We start from the raw sequence: 1,223 nt of genomic DNA on the forward strand, positions 1-1,223 counted from the left end.
CTGGTAATCTGTGTCGCCTTCGGCCGTCAGCGATGCTCGTCGGCAAGCACCGAGAGCCCCAGGCCAACGTGGCTGAAGTAGCGGCGATTGAACATTGCCGCCAACGAGTGTTGGGTCGGCGCGACTGGCAAGGAAGCAGGCGTTGCCGTGGAACTGGGACGCCAGCGGCTTCACAGTGTGGCGCCCGGAGCAGCGCGCTCACAAAATGTGCTCTCCAGACGGATATTTGCGTATGCTACCTTCGCGGACAACCATGTTAGTCATGGAGGGACGCGCCAGTCTGCGTGGGGCCGTCGCTTGGGCCGCGAGGGTGATCGCGGCCGCAGACGAGCAGCTCAGGGATGAGATTTTGGGGGGCAGTAGCACTGTCGGCGGGCGGCGAGATCGGCTGAATCACCGGCTTGGGTCTGCTTGCAGAGTTGACGGAGGCAATTGGCTACATCCAACGAGACGATGACTTCAAGCTCATCGGCCGCGCAGCCGAGCGCTGGCAGCGGACCATGGTGGGCGACTGGTCGATCGGGCGCCGACGCGGCGAATGGCAGAGGCAGCCGCCGCTGGATGAGACGCTTCGCGAACGCCTACGACAACTGCTGGACGCGCCAGCCCCTGAGCGCAAGGCGCAGGAGCAACTCGAAATATTGACGAAACCACTTGATGGCGATCAGTCTTTTCCGCAAGTGCGCGAATGACTGAATCGCAAGCGATCCGACGCGTTCAGCCGCGTGGGGGACGGCACGTCGGCCGAAGAGATTACCCGGCGGCTACTGGTGCGTGGCACGCCAACAGCCTTTGCCCCGGCGCTAGCTGTACTGGTCATGCAACGCAACCTTGAAGGGAGAGGGCACATCCGACGATGAACCTAACGCTGCAACGGTAGGGGCAGTGCGGTCTTATAACGAACCTGCTTGAGCGCGAAGCTAGAGCGAATTTTCTCGATTCCTGGAATCGGCGTAAGTTGTTCCAGGATGAATCTCTCCAAGGCAGCCATGTCGGCCACTGCTACCCGAATCAAATAATCGCTATCGCCTGTCATTAAATAGCACTCCATCACTTCGTCGTATTCGGCGATGCGGCGTTCGAACTCTGTCAAGGAGTCCTTACTTTGGTATTTCAAGTTAATTGAGATAAAGACATTCAGCCCTAGGCCTAGAGCGGAAGCACTGACAAGTGCGACATAGCGCCGTATTACGCCGGCACTCGCGAGGGCTTTGACCCGAGCA

Annotated in this window: 2 protein-coding genes; one reads left to right on the plus strand and one right to left on the minus strand. The window is 59.5% G+C overall.

Features of this window, described 5'->3' with window-relative positions; genetic code table 11:
- The first annotated feature begins 401 nt into the window (after nt 1–401).
- Nucleotides 402–692 carry a hypothetical protein gene (locus MKD38_RS30605; protein WP_018003654.1) on the plus strand — a complete coding sequence of 97 codons (291 nt, stop codon included), beginning with the start codon at nt 402–404 and terminating at the stop codon, nt 690–692.
- Between the two features lie 170 nt (nt 693–862).
- Here MKD38_RS30605 and MKD38_RS30610 read toward each other — a convergent pair.
- The coding region (locus MKD38_RS30610) for an Lrp/AsnC family transcriptional regulator (RefSeq protein ID WP_252682430.1) at nt 863–1,223 on the minus strand (361 nt) is incomplete at its 5' end.

Origin of the sequence: Cupriavidus sp. WGlv3 (genome assembly GCF_023952475.1) — a bacterium.
GTDB classification, from domain to species: Bacteria; Pseudomonadota; Gammaproteobacteria; order Burkholderiales; family Burkholderiaceae; genus Cupriavidus; species Cupriavidus phytorum.